This window comes from Arthrobacter gengyunqii (genome assembly GCF_023022985.1).
Lineage (GTDB): Bacteria > Actinomycetota > Actinomycetes > Actinomycetales > Micrococcaceae > Arthrobacter_B > Arthrobacter_B gengyunqii.
Genome location: NZ_CP095461.1, coordinates 340,551 through 365,774 on the forward strand (window position 1 = coordinate 340,551; position 25,224 = coordinate 365,774).

The 25,224-nt window shown below is 66.0% G+C and carries 19 protein-coding genes and 2 tRNA genes; 8 read left to right on the top strand and 13 right to left on the bottom strand.

The annotated features are described in order from the left end of the window. The first annotated feature begins 162 nt into the window (after window positions 1-162). The gene (locus MUG94_RS01695) at window positions 163-1,026 is read left to right on the top strand and encodes a winged helix-turn-helix domain-containing protein (protein ID WP_227909246.1); all 864 of its coding nucleotides are present in this window, start codon (window positions 163-165) and stop codon (window positions 1,024-1,026) included. A 58-nt stretch (window positions 1,027-1,084) separates the two neighbouring features. Then, window positions 1,085-1,609, top strand: coding sequence for a SixA phosphatase family protein (locus MUG94_RS01700; RefSeq protein WP_227892434.1), 525 nt, complete (start codon window positions 1,085-1,087; stop codon window positions 1,607-1,609). A 9-nt stretch (window positions 1,610-1,618) separates the two neighbouring features. Here the strand turns inward: MUG94_RS01700 and MUG94_RS01705 are convergent, their stop codons facing one another. From MUG94_RS01705 to MUG94_RS01715, 3 genes are all read right to left on the bottom strand, one after another. Continuing rightward, window positions 1,619-3,694: a YhgE/Pip family protein gene (locus MUG94_RS01705; protein WP_227909245.1), complete on the bottom strand. Its 2,076-nt coding sequence runs from the start codon at window positions 3,692-3,694 to the stop codon at window positions 1,619-1,621. Next, on the bottom strand, window positions 3,691-4,518 hold the full coding sequence (locus tag MUG94_RS01710) for an ABC transporter ATP-binding protein (protein WP_227909244.1): 828 nt from the start codon (window positions 4,516-4,518) through the stop codon (window positions 3,691-3,693). The genes MUG94_RS01705 and MUG94_RS01710 overlap by 4 nt, the downstream gene beginning before the upstream one ends. A 111-nt stretch (window positions 4,519-4,629) precedes the next feature. Next, complete coding sequence (locus MUG94_RS01715; protein WP_227909243.1) at window positions 4,630-6,099, bottom strand: dihydrolipoyl dehydrogenase family protein; 1,470 nt, start codon at window positions 6,097-6,099, stop codon at window positions 4,630-4,632. A 143-nt stretch (window positions 6,100-6,242) separates the two neighbouring features. Here MUG94_RS01715 and MUG94_RS01720 point away from each other — a divergent pair, with 143 nt between their 5' ends. Further along, on the top strand, window positions 6,243-7,454 hold the full coding sequence (locus tag MUG94_RS01720) for an NAD(P)/FAD-dependent oxidoreductase (RefSeq protein WP_227909242.1): 1,212 nt from the start codon (window positions 6,243-6,245) through the stop codon (window positions 7,452-7,454). A 78-nt stretch (window positions 7,455-7,532) separates the two neighbouring features. Here MUG94_RS01720 and MUG94_RS01725 read toward each other — a convergent pair. Next, window positions 7,533-7,608, bottom strand: a tRNA-Arg gene (locus MUG94_RS01725). A gap of 304 nt (window positions 7,609-7,912) precedes the next feature. Between MUG94_RS01725 and MUG94_RS01730 the strand changes: the two genes are divergently transcribed. Next, entirely contained in the window at window positions 7,913-9,805 is a 1,893-nt protein-coding gene (locus tag MUG94_RS01730; protein ID WP_227892429.1) for a phosphoenolpyruvate carboxykinase (GTP), read from the top strand. An 86-nt stretch (window positions 9,806-9,891) separates the two neighbouring features. Here the strand turns inward: MUG94_RS01730 and MUG94_RS01735 are convergent, their stop codons facing one another. Both MUG94_RS01735 and MUG94_RS01740 read right to left on the bottom strand, forming a co-directional pair. Then, entirely contained in the window at window positions 9,892-10,359 is a 468-nt protein-coding gene (locus MUG94_RS01735) for a hypothetical protein (protein WP_227892428.1), read from the bottom strand. Between the two features lie 4 nt (window positions 10,360-10,363). Further along, window positions 10,364-11,770, bottom strand: a complete 1,407-nt coding sequence (locus tag MUG94_RS01740; protein ID WP_227892427.1) for a phosphomannomutase/phosphoglucomutase — start codon at window positions 11,768-11,770, stop codon at window positions 10,364-10,366. A gap of 127 nt (window positions 11,771-11,897) precedes the next feature. Between MUG94_RS01740 and MUG94_RS01745 the strand changes: the two genes are divergently transcribed. Then, window positions 11,898-14,084, top strand: a complete 2,187-nt coding sequence (locus MUG94_RS01745) for a RecQ family ATP-dependent DNA helicase (RefSeq protein WP_227909241.1) — start codon at window positions 11,898-11,900, stop codon at window positions 14,082-14,084. Here the strand turns inward: MUG94_RS01745 and MUG94_RS17260 are convergent. Further along, window positions 14,029-15,066: a FadR/GntR family transcriptional regulator gene (locus tag MUG94_RS17260; RefSeq protein ID WP_341482178.1), complete on the bottom strand. Its 1,038-nt coding sequence runs from the start codon at window positions 15,064-15,066 to the stop codon at window positions 14,029-14,031. The genes MUG94_RS01745 and MUG94_RS17260 overlap by 56 nt on opposite strands. A 113-nt stretch (window positions 15,067-15,179) precedes the next feature. Next, the gene (locus MUG94_RS01755; protein WP_227909240.1) at window positions 15,180-16,004 is read right to left on the bottom strand and encodes a crotonase/enoyl-CoA hydratase family protein; all 825 of its coding nucleotides are present in this window, start codon (window positions 16,002-16,004) and stop codon (window positions 15,180-15,182) included. A gap of 86 nt (window positions 16,005-16,090) precedes the next feature. Here MUG94_RS01755 and MUG94_RS01760 point away from each other — a divergent pair, with 86 nt between their 5' ends. Further along, a complete protein-coding gene (locus MUG94_RS01760; RefSeq protein ID WP_227909239.1) occupies window positions 16,091-16,834 on the top strand; it encodes a hypothetical protein in 744 nt (247 codons plus the stop codon). 86 nt (window positions 16,835-16,920) lie between these two features. On the opposite strand, the gene MUG94_RS01765 is transcribed toward MUG94_RS01760, so the two are convergent. The 4 genes from MUG94_RS01765 to MUG94_RS01780 all read right to left on the bottom strand — a co-directional run bounded on the left by MUG94_RS01765 (window position 16,921) and on the right by MUG94_RS01780 (window position 20,851). After that, the gene (locus MUG94_RS01765; RefSeq protein ID WP_227909238.1) at window positions 16,921-17,943 is read right to left on the bottom strand and encodes an aldo/keto reductase; all 1,023 of its coding nucleotides are present in this window, start codon (window positions 17,941-17,943) and stop codon (window positions 16,921-16,923) included. A 157-nt stretch (window positions 17,944-18,100) separates the two neighbouring features. Next, window positions 18,101-18,188: transfer RNA gene (locus MUG94_RS01770), tRNA-Ser, on the bottom strand. Window positions 18,189-18,291: 103 nt separating this feature from the next. Then, window positions 18,292-20,433: a prolyl oligopeptidase family serine peptidase gene (locus MUG94_RS01775; RefSeq protein WP_227909237.1), complete on the bottom strand. Its 2,142-nt coding sequence runs from the start codon at window positions 20,431-20,433 to the stop codon at window positions 18,292-18,294. Between the two features lie 76 nt (window positions 20,434-20,509). After that, window positions 20,510-20,851 carry a hypothetical protein gene (locus MUG94_RS01780; RefSeq protein WP_227909236.1) on the bottom strand — a complete coding sequence of 114 codons (342 nt, stop codon included), beginning with the start codon at window positions 20,849-20,851 and terminating at the stop codon, window positions 20,510-20,512. 147 nt (window positions 20,852-20,998) lie between these two features. Between MUG94_RS01780 and MUG94_RS01785 the strand changes: the two genes are divergently transcribed. Continuing rightward, on the top strand, window positions 20,999-23,014 hold the full coding sequence (locus MUG94_RS01785; RefSeq protein ID WP_227909235.1) for an FAD/NAD(P)-binding protein: 2,016 nt from the start codon (window positions 20,999-21,001) through the stop codon (window positions 23,012-23,014). A 44-nt stretch (window positions 23,015-23,058) separates the two neighbouring features. Continuing rightward, window positions 23,059-24,309 (top strand): MFS transporter, encoded by a 1,251-nt coding sequence (locus MUG94_RS01790; RefSeq protein ID WP_227909234.1) that lies wholly within the window; start codon window positions 23,059-23,061, stop codon window positions 24,307-24,309. On the opposite strand, the gene MUG94_RS01795 is transcribed toward MUG94_RS01790, so the two are convergent. Then, entirely contained in the window at window positions 24,300-25,181 is an 882-nt protein-coding gene (locus MUG94_RS01795; protein ID WP_227909233.1) for an alpha/beta fold hydrolase, read from the bottom strand. The two genes, MUG94_RS01790 and MUG94_RS01795, sit on opposite strands and share 10 nt — an antisense overlap. Window positions 25,182-25,224 lie beyond the last annotated feature (43 nt).

A 25,224-nucleotide genomic window follows, 5' to 3' on the forward strand; every position in this document is an offset into this window, starting at 1 on the left:
GCCGTTGAGAAGCCGTGCTGTTGTCGAATGCACGCCTGACTGACCCACCCCCCTCTTTCAGGCACCACTCAGGCCCAACGACGGGCGAAACTGCGCCATCTCGACTTGGGCACACCCCCAGCATTCGAGCGTGATGACGGTAATTCACATTGAGGTTGCAACATGTCAGTAGCATCAGGGTACGTACACATCTCACTGCGCAACGCGCAGAACCGGACCGGCGCAGCGCGACAGAGCGCCATGGGGGAGTTCCCCCGCCAGTACGGTGCGCAGGCGTACGCACCGCAGCAGTACGGAGCCCAGGGGTTTGGGCCGCAAGCGGCCCGCCTGCAGGCCGTTTCCTCCGCCAACGAGGCGTCGCCCATGACGGCACCCACCGCCGTCGTTACGCCCAACGGGATTCCGGGTCCCCAGTCCGTCAGCAACGACACCGTTGCCCGCGGCTTTGTTATTTACGTGGGCCTCGACGAGGGTACAGCCGCCGCCAACGGTACGTCGCTGACGAAACTCGCCCAAGAGGTTCGGGCCTACATCCAGACGCTGTGCCCCGGGGCTCAGAGCCACGCAGCAGTAGCCCTGGCGCCGGCCGATGCGGCCGGAACCGATATCGACGTCGTCCGCCAAGCCCTGGGTGATCCCACGGTGCATCGCCGTCCCCGTGCGGAAGCTGCCCAGCCGGTCCCGGCGCAGACCGCGACCCGTCCCTCCGGAGTCCTGATTGACCTCTCCCGCCGGGAAGTGCACCTGGACGGCGACACGTTGAACCTCACGTTCAAGGAATTTGAGCTCTTGAACTACCTGGTCGAAAACGCCACCCGCACCGTTGGCCGTGAAGAACTGCTGGCCGGGCTGTGGCGCAATGCCGAGGAAGTACCGAACGAGCGCACCATCGATGTCCACATCCGGCGGCTCCGTTCCAAGCTGGGCCGGCTGGCCAACACGGTACGGACGGTCCGCGGACAGGGCTACCGCTTCTATGAGCACCCCGAGGTTGTCGTCTGGGCGGCCCCTGAATACAGCATCTGATGCTGGGGCGGTGCCGGGGCTGGATATCCCGCCCCGGCACCGCCGATAGACTGGGCCAATGAGCGGCCACCACCTGAAAAAGTTGATGCTCCTGCGGCACGCGAAGGCGGACTGGCCCCGGGACGTCTCCGACCACGAACGCCCCCTGTCCGGCAGGGGACACCGCGATGCCCCGCTGGCCGGACGCTGGATGGTGGAACACGGCTCCATTCCGGACTTCATCCTCTGCTCTTCAGCGCTGCGGACGCGGCAAACCTGCACCTGGATCTGCGAGGAACTCGGAGACAAGGGCCCAACGCCCAAACTGGAAGACGGGCTCTACAGCGCCCCGGCCACACGGATCCTCAGCATCATCAACAACGTGCCGGAGACCGTGACCAGCCTGCTGGTCATCTCGCACCTGCCCGGCGTGCAGGATTTGGCCATGCGGCTGGCCTCGGTTGACTCCAATGAAGACGCCGTCATGGAGATGGCGACGCGTTATCCGACGTCCGGCTTGACCGTGATGGAAACGGACAAGCCATGGGCCGAACTCGACGGACGCGACGCCAAGGTGACGGACTTCGTGGTCCGCAGGGCATAGCAGCCCGGACTACACCGCGATTTCCGGCTGCAGCGTTTTCAGCGTCCACATCTTGTGCTTCCGCGCCGCCAGGGTGGACAGCACGATTCCCAGCACGGTGTAGCCTGCCAGCCCGAGAGCAACGACGCCTGCCTGGCCCGGGTCGCTGCCGTACAGCAGCTGCCGCAGTCCGGTGACCACATGTCCCATGGGCAGGATCTGATGCGCGAAATGCAGCGGGGTGGGAATGGTCTCCCAGGGGAAAGTTCCGCCCGAGGAAACCAATTGGAGCACCAGCAGGACCAGGACCACAAACTTCCCCACCGATCCGAGCAGCGCCACAATGCCCTGAATCAGGGCCGAGAATGCTGCAGCGGCGAGCAGCAGCAAGCCCCAGGCGAGCACCGGGTGGGCGGGGGAGAGTCCCAGTCCGAAGCGGACCACGGCATACAGCACGGTGGATTGCGCGACGGCGACGGCCAGGAACGGAAGCCAGCCGCCCAGGGCGATCTTGAAGGCAGGCGCATTGGAGGCCAGTGCACGCCGGCTGATCGGGCGCATCGCCTGAACGAGCATGAAGACGCCGACCCACAGCGCCAAAACAAGGAAGAACGGGGCAATGCCGGCGCCGTAGCTGGCCGCTTCGTTCTGCGCGACAGTGTTGACGCTGACCGGATCGGCGATGACGCGTGCAGCATTGGCACGCTGCTGGTCGTCGGGGTTCGGAACGCTGCCGGCGCCATCCGTGAGTCCGGAAGACAGTTCCGCGGAACCGCCGGCGAGGGTGGACAGCCCGTTGCGAAGGGCGGCGGCCCCTTCGGCCGCCGAATCTGCGCCGGCGGAGACCTGGCCGGTTCCGGCGAGGGCATCCTGCTGGCCGGCCGCCAGCTCCGCAGAACCGGTGGACAGCGACGCCGTGCCCTCCGCCAGGGCGCCCGCTCCGGCAGCGGCATCGGAGATACCCCCGGTCAGGGACGGAATGCCGGCAGCAAGCTGCCCTGCGCCGTCGGCCACTTGGCGGGAACCGTCCGCCAATGCCTGCGTGGAGGCTGCGGCCGCCTCAAGCTGTGCGGCGATGTCAGGGGACGACGTGCTGCCGCCTTCCGCGGCGGCGGCAAGCACCTGATCAGCTTGATCCTGGGTGAGGACCCCACTGGTCACGAGTTCCGCAGTGGAGGCCTGAAGCCGGGCGGCAGCGGCGTCCTGAGCTGCTTTCACTCCGGCAACGGCGCTCCGGAATTCAGAGTTGAGGGCGGCATTTCCGGCCGCAACCTGTTCGGCTCCGGTGGCCAGCGTTTGTGTCTGATCCGGGAGGACGGCTGCACCGGCGTTCAGCTGGGACAGGCCGGCCGACAGCTTGCCGGCGCCGGTGTTAAGATCAGCGGCGCCCGCGGCGAGGGATTGTGAGCCTGTGACGAGCTGCTGCTGTCCGGCGTACAGCTCCGCCGTTCCGCTGCGCAGCGTTTCCAGGCCTGTCGCCAGATCCGTGGCTCCGGTCTCGGCCTGCGCCGATCCCGCGGCCACTTCCGCTGCACCGTTAGCGGCGTCCTGAAGCTGGGTGTGGATGGTGCTGAAGCCCGTCAGCAGCTGATTGGCGGTTTCCTCGCCGACTTCGGCTGCCACGGTGTCGTGGATGGAGCCGGTGAGCTTGTCCACGATGCTGCCAAGCAGATAATTGTTGGCGTCGTTGGTGGTGACGTTCAGGATCCCCTGGCGAGCGGCGTCAAAGTCCGACGGCGACGCCAGGGAAGCGGAGAAGTCTGCCGGAATCTTCAGGGCGAAGGAATAGGTGCCATCGGCCACGCCTGCATCCGCAGCATCAGAGTCCTCCACCTGCTCCCAGTTAAAGGTGCCGTCCTCGAGCAGGGATTCGGCAACGGTGTTTCCCACCTCCAGCAGCTTGCCGTCGTCGGTCTGGGCGCCCTCGTCCTCCATCACCAGGGCGGCGGAAACACCGTCGAGGTTTCCATAGGGGTCCCAGTTTGCGTAGAGATACACCGCGCCGTAGAGCAGCGGAACCAGCGTGAGGGCAATGAGGGCCAGCTTGGGAAGCAAGCCCCCGGTCATTCGCTTGAGCTCGGAGAGAGCCAGTCGCAGCGTGGTCACGCGGTTACTTCCGTTTCTGCTGAGTCTGGGGTCGCCGTAAGGGATGCGTCGGCGGGTGCCGGGACGCCGGATTCGTCTGCTGATTCCAAGGGCGGGGCTGCCGGCGCGGCAGCGTTTCCCTCCTGCGCCGCCGGCCCGCTCCACCATGCAGGAAGCTGTGCGACGACGGCGACCACGGCAAGGTCCCGGGCTCCTGAGTTCTGTTCGGTGCGGTTCCTTCCCGCCCGGTTACGCCCGGCACGGGTTCGCCCGGCACGGGCTCGCTCGGCCTCAGCGGGGGCCTCAGCGGCGGCTGCCACGGCATCCTTGAGGGCTGGAAGCCACGCACCGGGGTCCCCCTGATGCCGGTCCGGCGAATCCAGGACCAGGAGATCGATCCGGGAATCCGCGAGCGCCAGGGCGGTCAGCAGCCGGATCCGCTCGTACGCGGGCACCTGCTCAATCCACAGATCGCCGGAACTGCCGAAGCCCATGGCCTCGAGCCAACGGGCAGGGGAAGCTTTGGGTCGTTCCGCCCGGGGAATCAGGGCCAGATCTTCGGCCACCAGATCCTTTACCCGCAGATGAAGTTCCGGTTCATTGACCTCGGGGGAGTCCACCAGGGCGCTGCGGCGGCGCAGGAGTCCCGGATGGCTGTCCCCGTTCCAGTGGAGTGAACCGCTGGTGGGCTTCATCCGGCCGCTGAGCGTCAGTGCCAAGGAGGTTCGGGCGGAGGCACCGTCTGCTTGGACCAGCAGTATGTCCCCGGGCTCCGCCACCAGGGACGTGGGGGCATGGAGGGCACTGTGACGGCCCTGAACATAAAGGTTTTCTGCGGTCAGCATGATGCGGCTTCTGGTTCGTCGGAACCGCGGCGGTGGCCGGACGGCTACCGAACATCCTAATGAAACTGACCAGTCAGTACAAACGACCCCGGGCGGCAGGGTTGATCGCTGCTAGAGACCGTACTTCTCCAGCAGCCGCAGCCAGATTTCACTGATCGTGGGGTAGGCGGGAACAGCGTGCCACAACCGGTCCAGCGGCACTTCGCCCGTGACGGCGATAGTGGCCGAATGCAGGAGCTCGGACACATCGGGACCGGCGAAGATCACACCGACCAGGACCCTGCGGTCTTCATCTACGACCATCTGCGCCCAGCCTCGATAGTTGTCGGAGTGCAGGGCGGAGCCGGCCACTGAAAGCTCCAGCGAGGTTTCGGAGGCGTTAATGCCGTCCGCCCGCGCCTGCTCCAGGGTCCGGCCGACCATAGCGAGCTCGGGGCTCGTGAAGACCACTTGGGGAACAGCTGCGTGGTTAGCGGTGGAGGCCTCCCGGCTCCAGTCCTCCGGGACACCGCTTGCCGAGAGTTCTCCGCGGGACCGCGCGGCAATAGCGGCGCCGGCGGCCCGGGCTTCATATTTGCCCTGATGGGTGAGCAGTACCTTGCCGGCAGCGTCCCCGACCACGTATAGCCAGTCTGTTCCGCTGACCAGGCCGGAGTCATCCGAAGTGAGCCGACCCGAATCCAGTGCCGCGTCCAGTCCCAGATCCTCAAGCCCCAGGTTGGCCAGCGCCGGCGTCCGCCCGGTGGATACCAGCAGCTGGTCGGCAGCAAGCACGGATCCGTCGTCCAATCCCATTTCCACGCAACCGTCGGCCCCGGTGCGGACAAAGTCCGGCTGCGTGTAGGTGCGCACCTCCACACCGTCTTCCGTCAGGCCGGCTTTCACGAGTTCCCGTGCGGGCTCCGGATACATGTCCAGCACGTCGTGCCGCGCCAGCAGCGTCACCTTTGAACCCAGCCGTGCCCACGCCTGGGAAAGTTCGGTGCCCGCAACGCCGCCGCCGAGCACGATCAGCCGCGCCGGCACCTCCCGTGCCGATGTTGCCTCCCGTGTGCCCCAATAGTCGATGCCTTCCAGCCCCTTGAGCGGAGGCGGTGTCGGAACGGATCCGGTGGCCAGCACCACCGCGTGGCGGGCCGTGATGGTGACTGTGCCGCCGTCGTCGTACTCCACCCGCACTTCGCGCGGACCCACCAGCCGCCCCCGCCCGCGCACCAGGCCAATGCCTTCGCCCCGCACCCAGTCCTCCTGTGCGGAATCATTCCAGTGCGAGGTAAAACTGTCGCGGCGCTGCAGCACCGCCGCCGCGTCAAGGGTTCCGGTCACCGCCTCGCGGGAACCGGCCACGGCCCGCGCCGCCTGCAGCGCGGTGCCCGGGCGCAGCAGTGCCTTGGACGGCATGCAGGCCCAGTAGGAACACTCCCCGCCAATCAGATTCGGCTCCACGAGGACCGCTTCCAGCCCTCCCTGAGCCACCCGGCCCGCCGCGTTTTCCCCCACAGCTCCGGCGCCCAGCACAACGACGTCGGTCTCCAGCTGCTGCGGGCGCTGAACTTCGGGGCTGGGTTCTTGAACAGTCATGCACCGAGCTTGGCACGGGCCGTCCGCGGGCGGAACCCCGGGCAGGGGCGGCGCACGTAGTAAATGGGGGAGGATGGAACCAAAGACACCGCGCCCGGTGGCCGAGGCGCGCTCACCATTTCTTCAGCTGGGAAGACACGACTATGGCTCTTGGATCCGTCATCATCGTCGGCGGCGGAATGGCAGGTTTCGCTGCTGCCCGCGAGCTGCGTGTGCGCGGGTTTTCCGGGCGGGTGACGATTATCGACCCGGAGGGCATGCCTTATGACCGGCCGCCCCTGAGCAAGGATTACCTGCTGGGCCGCAAATCCCCGCAGCAGCTTCTGCTCGCGGAACCGGCTTGGTTTTCCGAGCAGGACATAGCGGTTGTCACGGGCAAGGCTGCAGCCCTGATGCCTGATGAGGGAATTGTCCTGCTTGCGGACGGACGGAGCCTGGCGGCGGACAAGATCGTTCTGGCCACCGGCGCTGTGCCCCGCCGTTTGGAAATACCCGGCGCTGACACAGGGTCGGTGCTGGAACTGCGAAACCGGGACGACGCGGACAAGCTGCGTGCCCTCCTGCGGCCCGGCGTGAGGCTGGCAATTATCGGTGCCGGCCTGATTGGCGCGGAAACAGCGTCTGCGGCACTGGCACTCGGTGCGCAGGTGACGCTGATTGATCCTGTCAGCCCGCCCCTGGTGCCGGCCGTTGGGGCCCATTTGGCGGGCCGGCTGCATGCCATGCACGCTGCGCGTGGCATAGAGGTGATCACCGGAGTCCCGGCCGCCATCACCACCGATCCCTCCGGGAGCACCATCACCCTGGCCGGCGGGAGAACGGTGAGCTCTGACCAGGTGCTGGTGGGTATCGGCGTCGCCGCCGATGCAACTCTTGCCGCCTCCGCCGGCCTGGATACGGACAACGGGATCCTGGTGGACGAACGCCAGCGCAGCAGTCATCCGAACATTTACGCGGTGGGTGATGCGGCGCGGGTCCGGTTGCCGGACGGCAGGCTTCTGCGGCGGGCCGAGCACTGGGAGCATGCCCGGAACACCGGTGCCACTGCAGCTGCAGCGCTGCTTGGGCAGGAGCTGCCGAATCACGGCGCCTCGTGGTTCTGGTCCGACCGCCACGGCGTTCACGTGGAGGGGGTTGGTTCGATGGCAGGGGACGGCACAGTGGTGGTGCGGGAGCGAAACGGTCTGCCGGTGGCGAGTTTCAGATTGGATGTGGCCGGGTACATGCTCGGCTGCGCGGCTGTGGACGGCGGATTGCTGGTGCGGGCGGCCAGGCGCATTATTGACCGCGGCATCCTGGTGGATCCGGCGAAACTGGCGGACCCGGACGTTGATCTCAGAAAGATGGCCCGCTAAACGGAGAATTCAGGGAAACATCCGGACAGCAAAAAACCCGGCCCAACCAGTATTTCTACTGGTTGGGCCGGGTTTCAGTGGTGCGCGCGAAGGGATTCGAACCCCCAACCTTCTGATCCGTAGTCAGATGCTCTATCCGTTGAGCTACGCACGCATCTGGATTTTCTTCATTTTCCGGCCGGTTGGGCCTTCCTTCAAAGTTTCTCCGTGGCTGTTTTGCCGTAAATAACTATAGCCCAGATTTACAGGGGCGCCTAATCGGCGGTGATGACCCAAAAAGTACTAGACCGGTCTATATGACCTTCGTCACATCAGGGTATGGTAGCTGCTGAAAGTTTCCTGCAATCTAGGGAAACCTTGACCGGCTACAAGAATAGGTCATACCTTACGGGGCGTGGTCCACGGCACACCGACAACTAGCATCAAAACACACCACTGGCCCAACGAAGGGAAGAGTCATGGGCGATGACGCGCGTCAGCTAGTTCTTGATGAGAGCGGCGACAACGTTGCTCCTAGCCATTTGGACAGCAACACACCGGGGGCCTCCAAGGACGCCCCCACCACTCACCAGGCACTGCTTGCGTGGGTTCAGCAAGTGGCCGAGCTGACGCAGCCTGATCGCGTTTATTGGGTGGATGGTTCCGAGGCGGAAAACAAACGCCTCACTGATGAGCTGGTGGATGCAGGAACCCTGGTCCGGCTCAACCCGGAAGCGTTCCCGAATTCCTTCGCCGCTTTTTCGGATCCGAAGGACGTGGCACGCGTCGAAGAGCAGACTTTCATCTGCTCGGAGGAGAAGCACGACGCCGGCTTCACCAACAACTGGATGGACCCGTCCGAAATGCGGGAAAAGCTTAACGGGCTTTTCTCCGGTTCCATGCGCGGCCGCACCATGTACGTCATTCCCTTCGTCATGGGTCACCTCGAAGCTGAGGACCCCAAGTTCGGCGTCGAAATCACCGACAGCGCCTACGTGGTGGCCTCCATGCGCATCATGGCACGCATCGGCACAGATGTCCTGCGGAAGATGGAAGAGCTGGATGCGTTCTTCGTGCCGGCACTGCACTCCGTCGGCGCCCCCCTCGCTGAAGGCGAGCAGGACGTGGCCTGGCCGTGCAGCGACGACAAATGGATTGTGCACTTCCCCGAAGACCGGTCCATCTGGTCCTACGGTTCCGGATACGGCGGCAACGCCCTCCTGGGGAAGAAGTGCTATGCCCTGCGCATCGCCTCCATCATGGCGCGCGACGAAGGCTGGCTGGCCGAGCACATGCTCATCCTGAAGCTCACCAGCCCAGAAAAGAAGGATTACTTCGTCGCGGCGGCCTTCCCGTCCGCCTGCGGCAAGACCAACCTTGCGCTCCTGGATCCGACCATCGAGGGATGGAAGGTCGAGACTCTGGGCGATGACATCACCTGGATGCGATTCGGCCACAATGGTGAACTGCGCGCCACCAACCCGGAGGCCGGCCTGTTCGGCGTCGCCCCGGGCACCGGATGGAGCACCAACCCCAACGCGATGCGCGCCATCGCCAAGGGCAACTCCATCTTCACCAACGTCGCACTGACCGACGACGGCGGTGTCTGGTGGGAGGGAATGACGGACGAAGCTCCGGCGCACCTGACCGACTGGTTGGGCAACGAGTGGACGCCGGAATCCGGCCGCCCCGCTGCCCACCCGAACTCCCGCTTCTGCACGCCGATCGACCAGATCGACATGCTGGCCGAGGAATACCATTCTCCCGACGGCGTGCCTGTCTCGGCCATCCTCTTCGGCGGGCGCCGCAAGACCACGGTTCCCCTGGTGACGCAGTCCCGCGACTGGACCAACGGCATCTTCATGGGTTCCACGCTGTCCTCCGAAACCACGGCCGCCGCCGCGGGGCAGGTTGGCGTAGTGCGCCGCGATCCGATGGCCATGCTGCCGTTCATGGGCTACGACGCCGGTGATTACCTGCGGCACTGGATCACGCTCAGCGGCAAGGCCAACCAGGAGACGCTGCCCAAGATCTTCCTGGTGAACTGGTTCCGCCGCACGGCCGACGGCGGATTCGCCTGGCCCGGGTTCGGCGACAACTCGCGCGTGCTCAAGTGGGTCATCGAGCGGATCGAAGGAACCGCCGACGCAGTGGAAACCCCGATCGGCTTTGTGCCCACCGGAGAGTCCCTGGACCTCACCGGCATGGACATGACGGCGGCCGACGTCGAGGCTGCCGTGCATGTTGACCCGGAGGAATGGAAGAAGGAGCTGGCAGGCATCGAAGAATGGTACGCCCGCTTCGGTGAATCCCTTCCCGAGGACCTCGTTGCCGAGCTGCAGACACTCAAGGAGCGCTTCGCCGCAGCCTAAAGCTCTGCGGCACGAACCAAGAAAAGGCCGGCGGCACAGCGCAGATGCGCGGTGCCGCCGGCCTTTTTGGCTAGCGAGGTGTGTTGTTAGGCCTCGTCGGCGCTTTCTTCGGTGCCCCAGACGAGCCGGTCGCCGGACTCCCACTGCGGTTCGTTGAAGGTCCACTCGCCGTCGTTCTCGGAGTAGGTCTGGATCGCGGAGATGCAGACGCCCTCGGAGTGCTCGGCCACAACGTGGATGGCGTCGGTGGATTCGTCCGGCAGGTGGATGTCGGAGAAGACGGCGGCGGCTCGGTTGTCGCCCTTCTGCTCCGCCAGCACCTGGTAGATGTCATCGATCATGGCGTCGGCGTCGAGATCCTCGTCGCTTTCCTCCGGTGCAACGGCAATCATCCGCAGCTCGCCGTCGTTCTGGACCACCAGGGCTGCGGGCAGGAAGGCGCCCTGCGCCTCCAGCTGCTCCTGGGCCACGCCCAGGGCGGTGCCCAGCAGGGAATTCAGGTCCTCCTGGACCTCGGCGGAGGGCTCGGCGCCGTTCAGTTCAACATCAGCCATTGGTTTAGTTCCTAACTAGTTCAAGTACACGGTCTCGGACCCGCGCCATGGTGGGGAGATCTTCTGCTTCGGCGTTCAGCCGGAGGAAGGGTTCTGTGTTCGACGCGCGGAGGTTAAACCACCACTGTCCGTCATCCGAGGTGAAAGTCAATCCATCGAGGGTATCCACGGTGACGCCGGGACGGTCAAATTCCGCCCGGACGCGGGCCACAGCCGCCGGCACGTCGGAAAGCTCGGAATTGATCTCACCGGAAGCGAAATACGGTTCGTATTCACGGGCCAGGTCTGACAGCGGGAGTGTCTGCTCACCCAGCGCAGCAAGCACGTGCATGGCGGCGAGCATGCCGGTGTCCGCGTTGTAGAAATCGCGGAAGTAGTAGTGGGCGGAGTGCTCGCCGCCGAAGACGGCGCCTTCCTCGGCCATCAGCGCCTTGATGAAGGAGTGGCCCACCCGTGTGCGGACGGCGCGGCCGCCGTCGGCCTCCACCAGCTCGGGAACCGCGCGGGAGGTGATGAGGTTGTGGATGATGACCGGCGTCGTTTCTCCGGCAGCCTTGGCACGCGCGATTTCGCGGCGCGCCACGAGGGCGGTAATGGCCGAGGGGCTGACCGGATCGCCCTTTTCATCGATCACAAAGCAGCGGTCCGCGTCACCGTCGAAGGCCAGGCCCAGGTCGGCGCCGTTCTCAACGACGGCGGCCTGCAGATCCAGGAGGTTTGCCGGCTCCAGCGGGTTGGCCGGATGGTTCGGGAAGGATCCGTCCAGCTCAAAGTAGAGGTCCACGATTTCCAGCGGAAGCCCTGCCAGCAGGGTGTCGCCCAGGACGGCGGGGGTGGTGAGGCCGGCCATGCCGTTGCCTGCGTCCACGACCACCTTGAGGGGGCGGATGCCGGTCAGGTCCACCAGGCTGCGCAGATATTCGGAGTAATCACGCAGGATGTCGCGGACACCGATTTGGCCCGGCTTGTCGACGGCGGGAATGCTGCCGGCGTTCAGGTACTGCTCGGCCAGGGCCTGGATGTCGTAGAGGCCCGTCTCGGAGGAGATCGGAACCGCGCCGGCCTTGGCCATCTTGATGCCGTTGTACTGCGCCGGGTTGTGGCTTGCCGTGAAGGTGGCGCCGGCCGCATTCAGCGCACCGCAGGCGTAGTAGAGCTCATCGGTGGAGATGAGGTCCAGCAGGAGGACGTCCGCTCCGCGCATGGTGGCGCCGGCGGCGAAGTCCTTGATGAATTCAGGGGAGGACGGACGCATGTCGCCGCCCACCAGCACGGTCTGACCGGCAAGGTCAAGCACGTCCACAAATGCGGCACCTACGGCCTTGACGATCTGCGGGGTGATGGTCTCGCCTACGACGCCGCGGACGTCGTAGGCCTTAAAGGACGCGGAAAGATCGAATGCACTAGTCACCCGGACAGTCTATAGGCCAGCCCCGCCTGCCCGGTTTCCGCGCCTGTCCGCTGTCCACAAAGCTTCCTGTCCACAGGGCTTGCCCGATTGGAGGAAACAGTCAGCGCCGGCTGGAATAGTGGAAGGTATGGAAATTCGGCAAGACAAGCAACCTGTTCATGAGACTGCGCCTGATACTGACGGCGGGATTGCAGGCTCTCCGGAGGCCAATGCCGGTCTGCGGGCTGAAGCCGTGAGGTTGCTCCGCGCCCTGGTGGGAAATGACACAGCAGAGTTTCACGATGGACAGTATGAAGCCATCGAGGCGCTGGTCTCCGGCGGACGCCGTGCCCTGGTGGTCCAGCGCACCGGGTGGGGGAAGTCCGCCGTCTACTTTGTCGCGAGCCTGCTGCTGCGCGCCCGCGGTGCCGGTCCCACGCTGATCGTCTCGCCCCTGCTGGCTTTGATGCGGGACCAGGTGGCTGCAGCCGCCCGTGCGGGGGTGCGCGCCGTCGCCATCAACTCCGCCAATCAGCTGGAGTGGCAGGACATTTCAGCCAAGCTCCAAGCCGATGAGGTGGACGTGCTCCTCGTTTCGCCGGAGCGCCTGAACAACCCGGGGTTCCGGGAAACCCATCTGCCGGAACTGATTCGCCGCTCCGGGCTGCTGGTGATCGATGAAGCGCATTGCATCTCCGACTGGGGCCACGACTTCCGTCCGGATTACCGGCGCATCCGCAGCCTGATCGAGCAGCTGCCCGCCTCCGTTCCGGTGCTGGCCACCACCGCCACCGCCAACTTTCGGGTGGTGAAGGACATCGAGGAACAGCTGGCCTCCGGCGGCGAAGACGTGTTCACCATCCGCGGTGCGCTGGCCCGGCAGTCCCTCCGTCTGGGGGTGCTGCGGCTGCCCACCGCCAAGGCTCGGCTGGGCTGGCTCCTGACACACATCGACGAGCTGCCCGGCTCCGGCATCATCTATGCGCTCACGGTCTCCGCGGCGGAGGACACCGCCCGGCTGCTGCAGAAGGCCGGGCATCCCGTCCTGGCCTACACCGGGCGTACGGATCCGGCGGACCGGGAGCAGGCTGAAGCGGCGCTGAAGAACAACGAGGTCAAGGCTCTGGTGGCCACGAGTGCCCTGGGCATGGGCTTCGACAAGCCCGATCTGGGGTTTGTGGTCCACCTCGGTGCCCCGTCCTCCCCGGTGGCCTATTACCAGCAGGTGGGCCGTGCCGGCCGAGGCACCCCGAGCGCCGACGTGCTGCTGCTTCCGGGTACCGAGGACAAGGACATCTGGGAGTATTTCGCCACCTCGTCCATGCCCGCAGAGGGTCCGGCCAGTGCCGTGCTGGCCGAGCTGGCATCCGGGGCCGTAATGTCCACGGGAGCCCTGGAAACGCGGGTCAACCTGAAGCGCTCGCCGCTGGAACTGCTGCTGAAGGTTCTGGCAGTGGACGGTGCGGTGGAACGTGTCTCCGGCGGCTGGCGCGGCACCGGGGAACCCTGGAGCTATGACCGGGAGCGGTACGAGCGGATATCCGCGGCCCGGATCCGGGAGCAGCAGGCCATGCTGGATTACGAAACCACCACCGGCTGCCGCATGGAGTTCCTGTCCGTCCAGCTCGATGATCCCGCAGCCGCTCCGTGCGGACGGTGCGACAACTGCGCCGGACGCTGGTTCTCCGGTGAGGTGGCGGCCGAAGCCACTGACAGCGCCGACCAGGCCCTCAGCCGGGTCGGCGTGGACGTGGATCCGCGCGGCATGTACCCCTCCGGCATGGATCGGCTGGGGGTTCCGGTGAAGGGAAAGATCAAGCCCGATCTGGCGTTGTCCACCGGCCGGGCGCTGGCACGCCTGACGGATCTTGGCTGGGGCGGACGCCTGCGGGAGATTTTCGCTCCTGATGCCGCGGACACAACCGTGGATGACGCGTTGTTGAAAGGCTGCGTGCAGGTGCTGGCCCAGTGGGGATGGGAGGAACGTCCGGTGGCCGTGGTCAGCATTCCTTCCCGTTCCCGGCCGCAGCTGGTCGGATCCCTGGCACACGGCATTTCAACCCTGGGGAGGATTCCGTACCTGGGTGCCCTGCAACTGCCGCACGGCGGTCCCACCGGAGGCTCCGGCGGAAACAGTGCTTTCCGTCTGGCATCCGTATGGGATCAATTTGCGGTTCCCGAAGAAGGAGCTGCCTGGTTCGCGGCCAACCCCGGCCCGGTCCTGCTGGTGGACGACTTCGCGGACAGCCGCTGGACCCTGACCGAAGCCGGCCGGGTGCTCAGGCAGGCCGGCGCGGCTTCCGTGCTGCCTTTTGTCCTGGCGTTGAAGGCATAGCGAACAACTCGTACACGGCGGGATCGGGTGCGATGCGGGCAATCTGCGGCGCCGGAGGGTGGGCCTCCCGCGGGGCCGCTGGACGCTGGAGGGCCGCGGGTTCCTTCGGAGCTGCGGCAACCGGGGGAGCCGGTACCGTCAGCGGGCGTGCAGGATCACTAGTCACCCGGGGCTTGCTGCTTCGACGGACAGGAGTCCGCCGGGGCGGCACGGCGGCAGCGGCCGGAGCTGGAGCGGCCGGAGTTGGAGGGACCGGAAACGCAGCAGTGACAGGAGCTGGAACATCGGCTGCGGCCGGACCCGGCGCTTCTGCCGGCGGCCGGCGGAGCCAGCGTTCCGCTGAGGACACATGGACGGTCATGAGGGAACGGGCCAGCTCGGCATCGCCCAGCGTCAGAGCTTCGAGGATGGCCGCATGTTCGCCGAGGACCGCCTCCACTGCACCGGCCTCGGTAATCCGCTGCCAGGTCCGCAGCCGCAGGGCACTGCCGGTCAACGAGTCCAGCAGCCCAGCGAGATAGGGATTGCCGGAAGCACGCGCAATGAGCGAGTGGAAGGTGAAATCGTGGGAAGCCAGATCGGCTGCCGAGGCCCCTGAAGGAACGGACTCCAGGCACTTGCGCAGTGCCGCCACGGAACGGGAATCGATCCGTCCGGCAGCATGAGCGGCAGCACCGGGTTCAAGGATGCGCCGGACTTCGAGCAGCTCAGCGGAAGAACTCTCCTGATGGATCTCCACCATGAAGCCCATCGTTTCGGTCAGCAGACCGGGCTCCAGGCTCGTCACGTACGTGCCGTCCCCGCGCCGGACATCCAGCACGCGGATCAGCTCGAGAGCCTTTACAGCTTCCCGCAGGGAACTGCGAGACAGACCAAGCTGGTCACTCAGTTCGTTCTCCGGCGGAAGCCGGTCACCAGCCTTGAGCTGCCCACTGATGAGCATCTCCTTGATCTTGGTAATCGCTTCATCGGTAACAGCCACCCGACCATCTTAAGGGGCTGCTGCCGGACCCCGCGCGCCGGATGAGGCAACCTGAGTGTTGCGGCACCGACGGCGTTGGCAGCTCGACGCTCGGCGGTGGGTGCGGGAACCCCTTAGTTGCCGGTGAAGACGGCTGGACGGCGTTCGGCGAAGGCCGTGGCTGCTTCATTGAAGTCGCGGCTGGCCAGGAATGCGGAATTCCACACCTGGACGTAGTCCAGCCCGGCCTGTACCGAAGCCTCCCTGCCATGGTTCATCACTTGCTTCACGCCCTGCACCACCAGTGGAGGATTCCCGGCAACAATGGCGGCGAGTTCCCGTCCCCGGCCTACGACGTCGTCGGCCAGTTCCGTGACCAGGCCCAAGCGGAACGCGCGCTCGGCGTCGAAATCCTCGCCGGTCAGGGCGAGGTGCCGGGTTGGTCCTTCCCCGATGATGTCCGGCAGGCGCTGGAGGGAACCCAGGTCCGCCACGATGGCAACCTTAACTTCCCGCACGCTGAACTTGGCCGCCCGTGAGGCGATGCGGATGTCGGCGGCGGCGATGACATCAATCGCTCCGCCAATGCACCAGCCGTCCACGGCCGCGATGACGGGCTTCGCGCAGCGGGCGAGGGAGCTGACCGACTCCTGCAGGTCCCTGATGCTGCGACGGAAGCCCTCCCGGCGACGGGCATCCATTCCATCGGCGGACAGCATCGGGGCGAACACGGGAGCCATGGCAGGCAGGTCCAATCCGTAACTGAAGTTACCGCCGGAGCCGAACAGCAGCACGGAGCGCACGCTTTCATCCTCGCTCAAGGCATCGAAGACTTCTGGGAGTTCCTTCCAAAAATCCGGACCCATCGTGTTTCCCTTGGACGGACCTATGAGCTCAACTTCGGCTACTCCGTCAGCAACGCGCACACTCAGCGAACGCAGGGAAGTGGTCAGGCTCATGGCATCTCCAATGATCGGGGGTCAGGCTGCACGTCAATATACCGGCCGGAAGGTGTCGTTGCCGCGGGCAAAGCTAGGATCGGTACATGGAGTTCCTGGTGATTGTTCTTTTTGTCGTGGCCATTGTTGCGGTCAACTTTGCGATCAGCCGCGCCCAGCGGCGCAAGAAGCAGGCCGAGGGCGATTCCCCGGCCAGCGGAGAAGGCCGGCAGGAGTCAGGAGCCAAGCAGCCGCGTGCCATCCGGAACGGCGCGTCCGCAGCAAAGGCCGCGCCGGGGGCTTCCCGGATTTCCGTTGAGGCAGCGCGCGAGGCCAATGCCCGCCTGGACGCGATCCAACACCAGCAGGTCTACGCCGCTATTGCCCAGGGGCACCCCATCAAAGCAGTCAAGCTCTATGCGCAGTTCACCGGCGTAGGTGTCCGGGCGGCAGGCGCTGCCGTGGAGAACCTCGCAATGCATCCGCAGCCGTTTCAGCCTCCGCGTCCGGCAGGTTCGGCGGCCCCGTCCACAGGCGGTAACGCTCCGGCGGACAGTCCTTCCAATCCGGCCGCTGCTGGGGACAGCGCTCCCGCCGAGTCTGAGCCCCTGGACAACGCGGACACACCGGAGAAGACGACCAAACCGGACAACGCGGACACACCGGATAAGACGACCAATCCGGACTCCGCCGCTTCAGACAGGGGCGCCGCGGACAAGACTGCGTCCCCGACAAAAGCATCCCCCTCGGAGGATAAGCCCCGCCAGGGCGCCGCAGCCAAGCCGCCTTCCAATCCGGAGGAAGACGAGATCAGCCAGTGGGTCAAGAACCTTCGGCCGGAAGACTTCTAGCGGACCCGGCGGACCCGGCGGACCCGGCGGACTGACGGGCTTGGCGGACCGGGCGGACCAAATCGACCCGGGCTCCGGGAGAACGCTTAGGGCAACTGCCTTGAGCGCTGGTTGCGGCCGTCCGCTCCGTAGGGATAGTTGCCGACTGCCGGCTGGCTGAGGTCGGTCAGCTGCTTTTCTTCGGCTGTGGTGAGCCGGATCGAGGCTGCGCCCAGGTTGTCGGTGAGCTGCTCGACGGTGCGGGCGCCCAGAATCACGGAAGTAACCCCCGGCTGCGTGGCAAGCCAGGCCAGGGCCACCTGGGCGGAGCTGGCATGATGCGCGGCTGCAATGCTCTTCAAGGCGTCAATGATCTGCCAGGTGTGTTCATTGTTGCTGCGCAGGTCCCAGCCCTGGAACTGGCGGGCGGGATTGTCTCCCACCCGGGTCTTGCCGGCCGGAACAGATTCCCTGCGGTACTTGCCGGTAAGCCAGCCGCCCGCGAGAGGCGACCAGGGCAGCAGGCCCAGACCGGCGTCGAGCGCCGCCGGCACCACCTCGGACTCGATTTCGCGTTCCAGCAGGTTGTACTGCGGCTGCAGGGTCACGGGCTCGTTCCAGCCGTGCATCCGGGCGGTGTAGACGGCCTTGGTCAGCTGCCATCCGGTGAAGTTGGAGAGACCGTAGTAGCTGATTTTTCCCGCGGTGACGGCATCCTGAAGGAAACCGAGGCTTTCTTCCAGCGGCGTGAGCGGATCCCAGGAGTGCAGCTGGTACAGGTCAATGTGGTCTACGCCCAGCCGTTTCAACGACGCGTCCAGTGCCTGGCGCAGGTGCCTGCGGGAGGTGCCCACATCGTTGGGTCCGGCCCCCATGGGAAACCTGCCCTTGGTGGCCAGCACCATGTTCCGTGCCGCCTCCGGACGGGCCTGCAGCCAGTGGCCGACAATCTCTTCGGAGGCGCCCTCGGTGTAAACGTCAGCGGTGTCGATGAAGTTGCCGCCCGCTTCGACGTAGGCGTTCAGGAGGGCATGCGAGACATGCGGGTCCGATTCGTTGCCGAAGGTCATGGTGCCGAGGGCATAGCCGCTGACAACGGTGCCGCTGCGGCCCAGGAGGCGCATTTCCATGGTGGGGTCCTTTGATCGGGGGCCGCAGCCGGGCTGCAGATGACTGTGCCCAACATAGTCTGCAACACCCTGCCGGCGGCAACACCGTCCCGGCGGAAAACACGAAACACCCGGCGGCAGAAACAAAAAAACCCCCGGTTGCCCGGGGGTTTTAGCGCGGAGACGGGGAGATTTGAACTCCCGGTGGGCTTTAGGCCCACACTTCATTAGCAGTGAAGCCCATTCGGCCGCTCTGGCACGTCTCCAAAATTGCTCTGATAGCTTCCGCTGCCAGCCTGACAAGACTACCTATAAGGGCGGGTTAGAGCAAAACGCCGCAGGTCGGGACGGCTGTGCGCACCCGCTTGGTTAGGCCGCGCCGTCCCGGTGCAGGCGGCCCGTCAGCGCCTCCCACAGGAATTCGTAGGACATGGCGTGCATGCGGGCTGCCTGGCGGTTGTCGGATGCTCCGGCGTGCCCGCCTTCCAGTGCTTCATGGAACCAGACGTTCTCCACTCCCATGGCTTTCATCCGGGCTGCCATCTTTCGTGCCTGCACCGGGCCAACGCGGTCATCGCTGGTGGCCGTCCAAATCAGCGTGGGCGGATATTCGGCGTCCTCCTTGAGCAGGTGATACGGGGAGAACGTCTGCACGAATTCCCACTGCTTCGGATCGTCTGGATCACCGTACTCGGCAATCCAGGAGTACCCGGCGGACAGCTTGGTGTAGCGGCGCATGTCCAGCAGCGGCACCCCGCAGGACACTGCGCCGAACAGGTGCGGATACGTGGTGAGCATGTTGCCGACAAGCAGGCCGCCGTTGCTGCGTCCGGTGCAGCCCAGATGCGCCCGGGAGGTCACGCCGCGGTCGATCAGGTCCTGTGCTACCGCCGCGAAATCCTCGTAGGCGCGGTGCCGGTTCTCCTGCAGCGCCGCCCGGTGCCACTCGGGACCGTATTCACCGCCGCCGCGGATGTTTGCCAGGACGTACACGCCGCCGCGCTTTGCCCCGGTGCCGCGCTCCAGCCAGCCGCGGCCCACCACTCCGCTGTAAGCCGGGGTCAATGCCTGCTCGAAGCCGCCGTAACCGTTGAGCAGCGTGGGGTTGCCGCCGTCGAGCACCAGGCCCTTGGGACCAACCTGGAAGTAGGGCACCCGGGTGCCGTCAGCGGACACCGCAAAGTGCTGTTCCACAGTGCAGGAAGAAGCGTCAAAGAACGACGGCGACGTCTTCACCACCGCCGCCGGCTCGCCCCCCGTCTTCCCGCCGGCGGAGCTGCCAAGTGTTCCGCGGGAGAGCGTGGACGGCGTCAGGAAACCGGTGCTGATGAGCCAGTAATCGTTGCCGGCTTCTTCATCCTCGTCGTCCACGGCGTAGGCATCGACGCTGTGCAGGGGTGGACAGGCCTCCAGCTCGGATGCGGCCCAGCCGTTGGCCGGATCAAGCACCGAGATTTGGGAGGAGACGTCGCGCAACAGGTTCAGCAGCAGGTAGTCCCGGGTCCAGCTCCAGGACTGCAGGGAGGTGGCCGGGTCCGGCGTGAAAAGCGTCACCAGGTCCCGGCTGCCGGCCAGGAAGGCTTCGAGATCCGCTGCCAGCAGCGAGCCGGCGGCATGCACGGTGCCGTTCAGCTCCCAGTCCGTGCGGGGACGCAGCACGAGCCACTGCCGGTGCACATCCACGTTCACATCAAGCGGAACGTCCAGGCGCAGCCAGGCATCATCGCGGCGCAGGAACGTGGAGCTGTTGTAAAAGTCCACGATGTCCACCGCGAGGTCCCGTTCGAAACCGGGGGTCTGGTCGTGCACCACCACCGCCATCATGTGGTCTTCCGGCACCTCGAAATACGGAACGGCATCGGCGAGCTCCATCCCGCGGCGGAGGATCCGGCTGGTGCGCGGATACGAGGAGCTGGTCATGGAGCCGGTACCGAAATCGGTGCCGACGTACAGTTCATCCGGGCCGGCCCAGCTGATCCGATTCTTGGCCGCGGGGATGTCAAAACCCCCGGGGACGAAGGCACGGTCGACAACGTCGAACTCGCGGTAGCGGGCGGCGTCGCCTCCGTCGGGGGAGAGGACCACCAGCGCCCGCCGGTAGGGGCCGCCGTCGGTGGGCCGAAGGAACGCGGAACCGCCCCAGACCCACTCCATTTCTTCTGTGCGGCTAAGTTCGTCCACGTCCAGGAGAATTTCCCACTGCGGATTGTCGGTGGTGTAGCTCTCCCACGTGGTGCGGCGCCACAGCCCCTTGGGATGCTCGGCATCGCGCCAGAAGTTGTAGTAATGTTCGCCCCGCTTGGCCGCCATGGGTATGCGGTCGGTGGAGTCCAGCACTTCCAGCAGGCGCTTTTCGGTGTCCTCGAAGCCGGTTTCGGAGAGCAGGTCCTCGGTGACCTTGTTCTCCGCCCGCACCCAGTCCAGTTGTTTGTCGCCGTAGATGTCCTCCAGCCACAGGAACTCATCATCAGCAAACGGTCCGGCGGACTGGTCAGGAATCGAGGAAGTCATGTGCCCATCCTAGGGGCGTTGAGGAAAGAGGCGGCAGCGCCGGCTTCGTGCTGCGCGTGCACCTCGCCGTGTCGCTCTAGCGCGTTCCCAGGACGAAAAGAAGCCCTTCGCGGGCAAACCCGATCCAGTTGGCCCGGGTTGCATCGACGTCGCTTTCGGCGGGAATAACGACCCACTCACCCATCGTTCGTCTGCCCATCGTGACAGGTTCGGCAGCGCCGGCTGCGATGAGGGTGGCGGCCCTGTCCCGCGGAAGCTTCACGATGAGGGTGTCGCCGTGCCCCAGGAAGGCAACAATTGTTCCGTTGGTGCGCAGGCCCGGGCTGCGGAACATGGTGCCCACCGTTACGGGTCCGTCCGCCTGCAGCGCGGCGGCAATGTCCCGTAAAAGTTCCAGGGCTGTTTCGGAAGGAGCCATGCCCACCGCGCTTTCTGAGGAGGCATCGGAAGCGGATGCCCGCAGTCCCGATCACGATAGGCGATTCCCGCTGCGAATCAAGCGAAGCGGCGGCTTTTTGTCCGTACCGCCGGAGAGGCGTGGCTACCGGCCAGATACTCTTGAAGCATGACCAATACCACGCAGAGCTTCCAAGTGGCCGTGATCGGTGCGGGCCCGCGGGGGATTTCTGTTGTGGAACGCACCTTGGCCGGGTACTTGGCGTTGCCGCCGGAAACCCGGCCCGCCCTGAAGATCACAGTCTTCGACCCGTTCAATCCCGGGCCGGGCCATGTCTGGCGCACCGGGCAGTCCCGGCTGTTCCTGATGAACACGCCATGTCTCTTTCCCACTGTGGTTCCGGCGGGCGCCACCGCGGCGGAGCTGGCGGCGTCGCCCTCGGGCGGCCTGTCCTTTGACCAGTGGCGGATGCTGATGGCCGATCCCGGCAACGCGGCGGATCTGCCCGCTGCCGACCGGGAGGAACTGGCCGGCCTGACACCGGGAGCGTTCCCCAGCCGGGCCGTTTACGGACGCTATCTCGAGTGGACCTATGCGCGGCTTCAGGAAGCGGCGCTCGCCGCCGGGGCGGAGCTGGAGCATATCCGTGCCGAAGTTCTCAGCATGGTCCGGTCGGATACAGGTTCGGGCTGGGCGCTGGACGTGGCCGGGGAAGGCAGGATCCACGCCGACGCCGTCGTGCTTGCCCTCGGACACCTTCCCGCAGCGCTGAGCGCTGATCAGGACCGGCTGCGAGACGCCGCGGACCGCCACAACCTGCGCTACCTCCCGCCCGCCGTGCCCTCCGACGTGGACTTCAGTGTCTTTCCGGCAGGTGAGCCGGTGCTTGTCCGCGGCCTTGGGCTGAACTTTTTCGACATCATGATCCAAGTGACCACCGGGCGCGGCGGCCGCTTCCTGCCCAGCGGACTGCCGGCCGGCCGGGCGCTGCGCTATGAGCCCAGCGGGCGCGAACCTGTCCTGGTGGCGGCCTCGCGGCGGGGGACACCGTACCGGGCAAAGGCGCGGCTGGAGTCGTACGTGCCCCGCAGCGTACACCTTCGCTACTTGACCGGGGAAGCAGCGGCGGCTTTCAAGGAGCAGGGCATCCTGCCCGGTTTCGACCATGATCTCTGGCCGCTGCTGCACCGCGACGCCGTCTGGGCCTACTACTCCACGCTGGCCCGGGTGTCCGCAACCGAACTGCTGGAAACTGCGGAGCTGTTCCTCGCGGAACTGCGGGCAGCCTTGGAGCTGCCCGGCCCCGAGTGGGACCAGGCCAAGGAAAGGGTCCTGGACCGCTTTGTGCCGGCGGATCGGCGCACCAACCTCGAAGCTTTGGCGCAGCCCCTGGGCCGCCGCCCGTACCGCGGGGCGCAGGACCTGGATGCCGCCGTTCTTGCCTACCTTGAGGACGACGCCGCCGGATCCGCGGCAGGGGAAGACGATCCCCTGAAGATGGCGATTGGTGCGCTCAACGCCGGCCGCACGCTGCTGAAAACCATAGTGGCCGACGGCGGACTCGCCGACGCGTCATGGCTCTCCGAACTGCGGGGCTGGTTTGAGCCGCTGGTCGAAGGACTGGCGAGCGGACCTCCGCCCGAACGGATCGAACAGCTGGCAGCCCTGGTGCGTGCCGGCGTCGTGCACTTCGTGGGTCCGGACCCGCGCTTCGACGTGGATGAAGCGCGCGGTGTGTTCACCGGAACGTCGCCTTGGTCGGGAACGGAATATGCTGCGCGGACACTGGTGGAAGCGATGATGCCGCCAAACCGTGTGGACCGGAGCATCTCCCCGCTGCTCGGCGGAATGCTGCGCGACGGGCTGGTGCGGCCAAAGGTCATGATGGCAGCTGACGGAACGGCAGTGATCACCCCGGGCCTGGATGTCACCGCGCCGCCGTACCGGCCGGTGGGCATCAGCGGTGAGCCGCAGGAGGACCTGTACGTGCTGGGGCTCCAGCTGTCATCGGTGCAGTGGGGCACAGCCATTGCCGCTGAAGCGGGCTCTCCGGCCGGAGCCGGTGCCCGGACACTGCGGGATGCGGACGACATTGCCGCCGCGCTCCTGGCAGCGGCGGCCGACGGCGGTCGGACCCGTGCGGCGAACAAGCACCAGCGGACGAACGCCGGCATTTCGGGCTGACCCGGTTCCTTGCCTGCACGCGCCTGCTTGCCTATGCTCAGGCGATGTCTGCGAAAACGGGTGCCGGGGGATCAGGAAACGCGCTGCGGCGGGAACGGTCTGCCCTGCTGGCAGCCGGACTCACCTACGGTCCGGCTGAACTGATCGATTTCCTCATCCCGTTGTGGGCTGGAATCGCCCTTGGAGCGAGTGCCTCGCAGGTGGGGTTGTTGATAGCAGCGGAACTGCTGGTCTCGGTACTGGTCCGGCCCCTGGCGGGACGGTTGGCCGACAGCAGGGAACGACGGACCCTCGCAGGATTTGGCGCAGTGGTTTACGGACTGTCCTGCTTTGGATACGCCCTTGCCGATTCCCTGCCGCTGGCGTTTGCAGCAGCCATTGTGGGCGGTGCCGGCGGAGCCGTCCTGTGGGTGTCCCTGCGCGCCATCGTCAGCGAGAGACTGTCCGTCGACTCCGGGGTTTTCGCCCGGTTTATGTCAGTGCAGTCCACCGGTTCATGGATCGCTTTCGTCGCCGGGCTGATGCTGCTGGGACAAACCAACCTGTTTGCTCCGGTGCTCGCAGGATGCGGTGCTGCCTGCATGGCCGGTGCCGTTGCGCTGTTTGCGAGCCCTCCCCGGCATGCCGGGCTTCCGGACGCACGGGCAACGGCTGGAGGTGCAGCTGACGCAGCGACCAGCCAAACGGGCACAGGGTCCCGGGCTGTTGCCCGGCTGGTGCGCCCGATGCTGCTCACTTCAGCCATTACCACCGTGGCCGAAGCCGCCGTGTCCATCCTGCTGTTGCTGCACCTGCAGCGCGGGATTGGCCTGGGAGTCATTGAGGCCGCCTTCGTCTTCCTTCCCGGAGCCATCGCCATGATGGTCCTGCCTCCGGTCCTGCACAAAGCCGTGCTGCGGATCGGACGGCGCCGGGCGGTCATGGCGGCGTCCGTTTTCAGTGCGGTCTTTGCCGTGTCCCTGGCGTGGGTTGACAGCCCGGTGTTGATCTCGGTCCTCTGGATCCTGAGCGGAGTGGCTTTTGCCGTGCTGATGCCGATCGAACAGGCCGTGGTTGCGGAAGCGGCGCCGAACAATGTCGGCACTGCCATGGGCGTCTACACCGCGGTGGGACTGCTCAGCGCAGCGGCCGGTGCCATTGCCGCAGGCGTGCTCTATGAGTTCAGTTCCTGGCAGGCGGCCTGTCTGGTTTCCGGGGCGCTGATTCTCAGCGGTGCGGTGCTGGGTCCGTGGGCGATCGGGAAGCTGGGCGTTGCCGATGTCCCGGTCGAAGAATCACCGGTTATTCAGGGCTGATCAGGCGTGGCGTTCTGCCGCAGTAACCGGCAGAACGCCGCGCTGTTTTCCACGGGCCACCAGTGGCCGCCGTCGACGGCGCTGATCCGCACGTCCCGCACCTCTTCCCGCAAGCCGTCAGTGAGCCTCGGGGACAGGAACGGATCATGCAGCGGAACCACCACGTGCACGGGAACCTCAACGACGGGCGGCAGCCCCGGAGCTGAGGTCACGCCTGAGCCCAGCAAGTTGGCACGGTACAGCTGCAGGCCTCGGATGCCGTTGTCCGTGGCGGTCCCGGCGCTGGTGCCCGCGCGCTGTGCATAGCGCGGCCCAAGCAGCCGCCACAACAGCTCCGGCAGGACGGGAAGCTGGAAGAAGGCCACATAGGTGCTGCGCAGGGCTTGCCCCACAGCCAGCAGCCAACGGCGGGGGGACCGCAGGGACGCGGCGAACCAACGTCGCAGGTGACCGATGTCGGGTCCTGAAATACTGGTGAAGCTGCGGATCCTGCCGCCGGCACGGGCATCACGGACCGCAGCCCAGCACTGGACGGACCCCCAGTCGTGGCCGATCACATCCACCTGCCCGGCATTCGCCGATACCAGCACCGCGTAGAGATCATCGACGAGCACCGGCAGTCGGTACGGGTCCAGGGGATTCCCGGTCGGGTTGCCGTCCACCCGCGAGTTCCCGGCATTCCGCGTGTCATAGGCGAGGACCCGGTGGTCCGCGGCCAGATCCTCGATAACACTGCGGAACACCGTGTGGTCATCCGGATAACCATGCACCAAGAGCACGTCGGGAGTCGTCGGTGCCGCCGGCAGCCCGTACTCGAAAACGGCCAGCAGGGCGCCGTCGTTCTCCACTGTCCACTGCCGCCTCGCCTGCATCGGCTCCCCCTTCGTCTGCGTGGTATCCGGCAAAAGAACGATG